This is a genomic window from Stenotrophomonas sp. HMWF003 (assembly GCF_003061285.1).
Lineage (GTDB): Bacteria > Pseudomonadota > Gammaproteobacteria > Xanthomonadales > Xanthomonadaceae > Stenotrophomonas > Stenotrophomonas maltophilia_AP.
The window spans coordinates 9,670-10,029 of the sequence record NZ_QAIW01000314.1; the positions used below are offsets into that span (position 1 = coordinate 9,670).

Sequence of the window (360 nt, forward strand, 5' to 3'; positions counted from 1 at the left end):
CGAGATCGGCGCGGCCCATGCCGGATGGCGCGGCCTGGCCGACGGCATGCTGGAAGCCACCGTGGCTGCCATGCGCACCCCGGCGGCGCAGCTGCAGGCGTGGCTGGGACCGGCCGCCGGCCCGGCCCATTACGAAGTGGGCGAAGACGTGTTCGCGGCCTTCGTCGAACGCGATGCAGGCGCCGAAGCGGCGTTCGCGGCCACCCGCCCGGGGCACTGGAAGGTGGACCTGTACGCGCTGGCTCGGCGCCGCCTGCACAGCGTGGGGGTCGACCCGGCGCTGATCAGCGGCGGCCAGCTGTGCAGCATCGACGACCCGCAGCGGTTCTATTCGCACCGCCGCGACCGCCGTACCGGACG

Annotated in this window: 1 protein-coding gene; it reads left to right on the plus strand. The window is 74.2% G+C overall.

Features of this window, described 5'->3' with window-relative positions; genetic code table 11:
• Positions 1-360 (plus strand): polyphenol oxidase family protein (locus tag DBR34_RS22985; protein WP_258223896.1); only part of this gene is annotated, 360 nt, incomplete at both ends.